We start from the raw sequence: 3,825 nt of genomic DNA, 5'->3' as shown, positions 1-3,825 counted from the left end.
CGCAAATGCGGGCCTTTTTTATTGGTCTATGTCGGATTATCCTTTTTCACTTCACGCCAGATTCGCCACGCCATAAGCGCCAGTACGGCGACCCCAAGAATTAACGCCCCCCACACCAACAGCGTTTTCCACTGGCTTTGTTGCTCAGCTACTGACGTTGCCGTCAATCGCGCTTCACCACCAAGCGCCACGCTCTCCTGAAGAGTCGCCCACGGTAGATAATCTATCTCCTGCGATTTACGCAGCGACGCCGGGATCAGCATATCGAGACCAACATCAGCCTTTTTCGCCGCCCGGTTTCCCCACGCCAGCATATAAGGCCCTTTGCCCTGCGTATTAAACACCAGTTGATAACTGTCGCGCATGCCGCTCAACTCAGGCAGCCTCTCTGGCAACCGGGCGTTAATGGTCGTCATCCGGACGGCCTCAACCAACTGACCGGAAAGATGAATATCTTCCGCACTCCTCCAGTCCAGATTGTAAAGCATGGTTTTTGTCAGCGGCTGCCAGGGCTCTTTTTCAGCGCTGCGCCAGGCCAGTTCCACCGGTAAAACACCTTCACTTTCCAGATCGATGCGAAGCGAGGTCAGCGGCTGGGGCTGCGCCCATCGCCAGACGGCTTCGTCATCCGAAACCTTATTCCCCTGGGCTTCAATCACGATACGCTCGGATTCCGGCTCGCTGCTGGCCGCTATCGCGCTCACGCTGTTTAACGTCAGCGCCGGACTTTGCGAGTCGAGGATCACCAGCAGGTAGCGAGTCGCCTCCACAGAGAGCGTGAGGCTGGCGCTGATGGTGTCCATTTTCAGGCGATCGTTATCACGCGTCAGATCCATTAACGGCGCATCTTCCTGCACGGGTCGCCAGTAGCGCAAATCACTGCTTGCATAAACCGAGGCTTTCCCCTGCCAGTTGCCCGCCTGCGAGTCCCAGTTCAGGCGTAACTGCGCCAGTGAAAAGGCATCTTTCGTCTCTTCCGGGAGCGTCAGTAAATAGCTCTGGCCGAGCGCTTTGACATCATCACTTTGCAAATGAATTTCAATGCCGCTCTTCGAACGTAAAACAATAGCGTCTCCGCCTCGTTGCCCCTCCTCACGCGGCGCAACCGGTGACATATCAAGCGGGAAAAAACGCAGCGCCACTGCCTCTGGCGTAACGGGCTGGGTTTTCTGCGCCACCAGAGTAAACGGCACCGTCTCCCCCAGATGGTTAAAGACCCGGACATCGCGCAAATCCGCCCAGGCGGTACCCGGATACACCGCCGGAGGTAGCGAAACGCGATACCACGGCGATGTGCCCGTAGTTTCCAGCGTCACCCCCGTTACGTAGTCCGCCGGAGACTCTTTCACTTCATCGCTGCTTACCGCCGCGCCTGTCGCGCCCAGCAGTACGCTGCATAACACCGCTTTCATCCATTTCATTTTTCTTCTCCAGCTTTGGGCGGTAATGGTGAAAAATACCCGATAATCAACACCAGAATGGCCACGCCGATAAACGCAACCGCGCGCGCCAGGCCGCCGCCTCCTGCGCTGTCCACCAGCATCAGTTTCACAATGACTATCCCCAACAATACCGCGCCACACAGCCATTCCCGACGCGAGCGGCGCCGGGTCGCCCGCAGCATCACCACCAATGCCGCCAGCATCCAGAACAGAGCAAAACAGGTTTGAATCAGCCGTGAATCCCATAGTGCGTCTACACGCCACGCAACCTCGCCATACCAGGACAATGCGCGCAGCAGCACACCATTGAGCCACCAAAAGCTGAGCGCCATCAGCGCCACAACCGGCCATGGGCGGCATACCGAAAGCTGCACCGGGAAATAGCGTTCAGACGCGCGATAAAACACCACCAAGCCCAGCAGGGCAAAAGCTGCGCCCTCTTCCTGCGGGTTGAGCAACGGCAGATAAGTCTGACGATAAACCACGCCATCTTGTAAATTCGTCAGCACGAGCAGACCGACCAGCACCAGCACAACGGGAACCATCGCCTGAACAGAATAGAGGGCCGGCCAGATGCGAAACGGCCAGATTTGTCGATGAACAGACTGATAAATCAGGAAAATAAGCAGCCCGCCAACCGCCATCATCAGGCCGCTACCCCACGCAGCCCTTCCCCACGGCAGCCCCTGCGCGAACCAGAACAGTTCAACCGCGAGCGCCAGTAAAATCATCCAGAAGAACGATAAATGCGCCAGTCTGGAAAGCATTGGCGGTAATATTTGTGCATCACGCCAGAGCAGCGCTACCGCAACAATTAGCGCCGCGCACCAGGCCAGATTCGGCCAGCCCGCCGCAAAAATCTGCTGTACAGCGATCTGATACATCAGCATCACCAGCATCATCGGCCACAGCAGCCATTTACTGGCATCCAGCTCCCGCCACGCCAGGCGACCCGCGATACTTCGCCAGCCCCAGCTCGATACCGCCATTAATGCCAGCACGCCAGACAGTACCCACCGCTCCTGTTTCAGAACGAGTTGCGATGCCGCAACGAGCGCAACAATCCAGAAAACCAAACCACCAGCGAGTAGCGCCCAACTGCCCGGCATCCAAATGTTGCGCCATAGCCAAGCAGCAACCAGCCAACTGAGGCTGAGCACGGCAAAAATCAGCATGACTGAGAGCGCGGTTGTTCCGTTCGCCAGCGCCCATAGCGCGCTGCCCACGGCCAGCACGAGCAGCGCCGAACCGCTATAACTCATGCGTCGTTGCTGTTGTTGCACGCCCAGCCAGAGGATCCCAAGCCCCTCCAGCGACCAGGCCATCGCCGTCCAACGGGCTGAAAGCGCCAACGGGATAGCAAGCGTGGTAAACGCACCACCGAGCGCCAGGGCGGACAATACCAGAGGTCTCCCCAGAGAAGAGGAACGGCGCAACGCAAACTTTGCTAACACCAGATAGAAACCACCGTAACCCAGCGCACTAAGCGCCGGACCATAAGCCATATGCCGGGTAATGGCATACTGCATTCCAAAACCGATCAGCGGTGGGGCAAACAGCAGTACGCCGTCAATAATCTGTTTGCCTTTTTCCTGCGCCCGGAGCGACAACGCCACGCTCAGCACGCCAAAAATAATCGTGTTGGCGATCAGGAACAGTTGGCAACTCAGGTAATACTCTGGTCGATAGCCCTCCAGGCCCCACACCCCGCCAACGCCGAAGGTGAACAGCAGGCCAAGCAGATTAAGCTCCCGCCAGTGCTGCCAAATGCTGATGGCGAGAATGCCGACCGAGAGCAGAAGATAGAATGAGAAGAGCGCGACATGACTGCCGCCGCCGGTGGAAAGCAACAGCGGCGCGAGATAACCGCCAAGACTTGCCAGCATCGCCAGGCTGAGCGCCTTTTGCAGAATAGCCAGCCCCACACTCGCCGCACAAATCGCCACCAGCAGCGCAAATGCCAGCGTCATTGGCAGCATTTGCCACAGCCGGAACGCGCCAAACACGGTGAGATAGAGTGCTCCGGTAGCTCCCCCCTGTAATATCAGCGCATAGATCGGTTGCTTATGCCGCAGCCGCCAGCCCAACGCCAACAGCACAATAGCGAACAGCGCGGCCGCCACCAGACGCAGCTCCAGCGGAAACAGAGAATGTTCGACCGTATAACGCAGCAGGAAAGAAAGCCCCAAAAACAGGAGCAAAATACCGAGCTTTGCCAACGGGTTACCCTGCATAAACCAGCGCACCAGCGATGACATTACCCCGCCAAAAGCAGAAGGCCGCTCGACGTCGGGCGTAGATACCGCCGCATTATCCGGCTTCGGCTGTGAAACCCACGTGTTAACGGGCTCAGGCGGCGGCTCAGTTACTGGCTCCGGCGATA

At 57.9% G+C, this 3,825-nt stretch carries 2 protein-coding genes; both read right to left on the bottom strand.

Features of this window, described 5'->3' with window-relative positions; translation table 11 throughout:
• Window positions 1–26 precede the first annotated feature (26 nt).
• Window positions 27–1,421: a DUF3999 domain-containing protein gene (locus FDW87_RS03395; RefSeq protein WP_016155850.1), complete on the bottom strand. Its 1,395-nt coding sequence runs from the start codon at window positions 1,419–1,421 to the stop codon at window positions 27–29.
• Window positions 1,418–3,825: DUF2339 domain-containing protein (locus FDW87_RS03390; RefSeq protein ID WP_252362986.1), on the bottom strand; the 2,408-nt coding region annotated here is incomplete at its 5' end. The genes FDW87_RS03395 and FDW87_RS03390, both read right to left, overlap by 4 nt.

Origin of the sequence: Citrobacter sp. wls826, assembly GCF_005281245.1 — a bacterium.
Lineage (GTDB): Bacteria > Pseudomonadota > Gammaproteobacteria > Enterobacterales > Enterobacteriaceae > Citrobacter > Citrobacter braakii.
Note: the sequence above shows the minus strand (reverse complement) of the source record. Positions and strands in the feature narration are given on the sequence as shown.